General features: G+C 39.2%; 2 protein-coding genes and 1 pseudogene. All 3 read left to right on the forward strand.

Features of this window, described 5'->3' with window-relative positions; all coding sequences use genetic code 11:
- Positions 1 to 1,482 (forward strand): annotated as a pseudogene (locus tag ACFPQ3_RS11155) (IS3 family transposase); the annotation flags it as partial.
- 140 nt (positions 1,483 to 1,622) lie between these two features.
- Complete coding sequence (gene tnpB, locus ACFPQ3_RS11160) at positions 1,623 to 1,973, forward strand: IS66 family insertion sequence element accessory protein TnpB (RefSeq protein WP_380434512.1); 351 nt, start codon at positions 1,623 to 1,625, stop codon at positions 1,971 to 1,973.
- 51 nt (positions 1,974 to 2,024) lie between these two features.
- Positions 2,025 to 2,243, forward strand: a complete 219-nt coding sequence (locus tag ACFPQ3_RS11165) for a hypothetical protein (RefSeq protein ID WP_232323278.1) — start codon at positions 2,025 to 2,027, stop codon at positions 2,241 to 2,243.
- Positions 2,244 to 2,460 lie beyond the last annotated feature (217 nt).

Consider the following 2,460-nt stretch of genomic DNA (forward strand, 5'->3'; position numbering starts at 1 on the left):
AAGAAAGGAAAACTTGGACGAGGTACTCAAAAGAAATCAAAGAAGAAGCCGTACAAGATTATCTATCTGGACGAGGAAGTTTGGAGACAATCATTGAAACTTATCACATATCCTCTAGAAGTGTTCTCGAAAAGTGGCTAAAACGGTATACTAGTGGTATAGAAATCAAAGCAACTAGTAAAGGAATAAATAAGTCGTATGAAACAGGGACGAAAAACCACTTTTGAAGAACGCGTGGCGATTGTCAACTTCACCATTATTCATGATAAGGATTATCAGGCAGCGATTGAGAAATATGGTATTTCCTACCAACAAGTTTATTCCTGGGTGAGAAAGTTTGAGAAGGACGGTAGTCAAGGACTCCTAGATCGCAGAGGTAAAGGGGTAGACAGTAAAACGAACCTTACCCCAGAAGAAGAGTTACAGCTCAAAAACAAGCAACTAGAAGAGCGAAACCGCTATTTAGAGATGGAGGTAGGACTGCTTGCAGTTACTTGTTGCCAATCGTGTCGTCACCCTGTTCCTAACGCTTGGACAAGCCTTGCAGGGCTATCCGTAACTCGCTTTGCTTCGAACGGCTAGCGCCAAAAAGTTAGAAGAAATCAGACGCAGAAACCGACGGTAAGACTCGGACGTTACTTAGAAGAATTTCAAGCTATTAAAGATTATTCCGATAAGCATAGTGGAGCCTCTATTAGCCAGTTATGCCAATGACTTGGAGTGTCTCGTTCAGGTTATTATAAGTGGCTTAATCACAAAGAGACTACATCTGAGGAGACAAATCGCACACTATTAAAAGCCATCAAGGAACTCCATACCAAACGCAAGGGAATTTTAGGCTACCGTCGAATGACGCGAGCTGTCAATCGGAAACTTAGAACAACTTATAACAAGAAGCGAATTCGTCGCTTAATGCGTATCCTTGGTATCTCATCAATTATCCGTCGTTCTCGAGGCTATTGCACCAAGACCAGTTTTGTGACTATCGAAGAGAATTTTCTCAATCGAGAGTTCACAGCTCAACCCCCTAATCAAAAATGGTGTACTTACGGTATGGACGAGGTTGTAAAGCTTATTTAAGTGCTATTAAAGACCTTTATGATGGTTCTATGGCTTACCATATCAGTCAATCCACTTGTCATGGAGAACCTAAGAAAGGCTATGGAAGCTAATCCAGATGCCACACCAATCATCCACAGCGACAGAGGAAGTCAATCCACTTCACGGGAATACCGGATGGTAACGCCCCAATATCAGATGACACGCTCTATGTCACGAGTTGGTAAATGCATTGACAATGCGCCAATTGAGAGTTTCTTTGGTCACTTTAAGACGGAATGTTATGACTTGAAGGCTTACAAGACATTTGAGGAATTAGTTTATGATATTGATGACTATATCTATTTTTACAATAACGAACGATTTCAAGAGAAGCACAACGGCCTTGCCCCTCTTGAATTGAGGAACAAGGCCGTTGCTTAATCTTTTATTATTTCATTGTCCACTTGACAGGGAGCAGTTCAATCTTCTCCTCAAACTAAGATTCGGTAAACTAGAAATCAGTTGCTTTCATCCCCTTAGTCAAGACCAACTAGAACTTATTTTAGAAAAGGTACTTACTTATGACCGTCAGGCTCAATGATTTAGGGCAGGTTTATCTTGTCTGCGGGAAAACTGATATGCGTCAAGGGATTGACTCACTTGCCTATCTGGTTAAAAGTCAATTTGAACTAGATCCTTTTTCAGGGCAAGTCTTCCTATTTTGCGGTGGTCGTAAAGATCGCTTTAAGGCACTTTATTGGGACGGTCAAGGCTTCTGGCTACTTTATAAACGTTTCGAAAATGGAAAACTCACCTGGCCAAACACAGAAAAGGAAGTCAAAGCCTTAACTTCTGAACAGGTTGACTGGCTGATGAAGGGAGTTTCTATTACACCTAAAATCAATATCACAAAAAGTCGTGATTTCTATTGAAATCATGGCTTTTCTTTCGGTATAATATAAAAAAACAATGGAGGGATGAACATGAGTTCAAAAGATAACATTATTGAAAGTTTAACAAAAACGATAGAGACCATGTCTAATGAACTCGTCCTCCTTGGTGAACAAGTGACTTATTTGAGACAAAAACTTCCAGAGTCAACAAAGACTTTGGAAGTTTCAATATACTCTGTTATTGGACGCTTACGATTTATTAAAGTTATAATCCTCTTCATACTTCTTAACTACAAAATGGAATACTAGTCTACCCACGAACTTGTTGCACTTGACTTGACAATTTGCTAAAATTCCAAAAAAAGAAAAAATTTAAAAAAAGGTATTGACAAGAAGAGGATATATTTGGTAAGATATATGAGTTGTCTCGTAAGAGAGAAAGGCAGATATAGGAAAAAAACTAGAAAAAGTAGTTGACACCGTTAGAAATATTTGCTAGAATAAAGGAGTTGTCTCTAAGGAGAAG

It is taken from the genome of Streptococcus caledonicus (assembly GCF_042656225.1).
GTDB classification, from domain to species: Bacteria; Bacillota; Bacilli; order Lactobacillales; family Streptococcaceae; genus Streptococcus; species Streptococcus caledonicus.

What these genes read in the sequence shown, in the direction of transcription:
- tnpB (WP_380434512.1), top strand. Translation starts at nt 1,623, where the DNA reads ATGACCGTCAGGCTCAATGATTTAGGGCAGGTTTATCTTGTCTGCGGG.
- ACFPQ3_RS11165 (WP_232323278.1), top strand. Translation starts at nt 2,025, where the DNA reads ATGAGTTCAAAAGATAACATTATTGAAAGTTTAACAAAAACGATAGAG.